Here is a 263-nt window from a genome sequence, read left to right on the forward strand (position 1 = left end):
GTACCGTCAGTGAAATGGGAGGGGCTAAGGCAACTCGTCATGGATGAGTTCGCTATCTTTAAAGGACATCGGTATGCCACGGTCATTGCTGACGCTAAGACTCATCAAGTCATTTGGATAGGGTTAGGCCGTAGCCGCAAGGACATACGACCGTTCTTCGAGCTGTTAGGCAAGCATGGCAATAATATCGAAGCGGTCGCGATGGACATGAATACGGCTTTTGACCTTGAAGTTCAAGCGCACTGCCCGAACGCAAAAATCGT

Annotated in this window: 1 protein-coding gene; it reads left to right on the plus strand. The window is 49.8% G+C overall.

From position 1 onward, the window contains the following. Window positions 1–263, plus strand: a 263-nt coding sequence (locus AB4274_RS21965; RefSeq protein ID WP_372113240.1) for a transposase, incomplete at both ends; no start/stop codon positions are given.

The sequence above is a fragment of the Vibrio sp. 10N.261.55.A10 genome, from assembly GCF_041470825.1.
Taxonomy (GTDB): Bacteria; Pseudomonadota; Gammaproteobacteria; order Enterobacterales; family Vibrionaceae; genus Vibrio; species Vibrio crassostreae_C.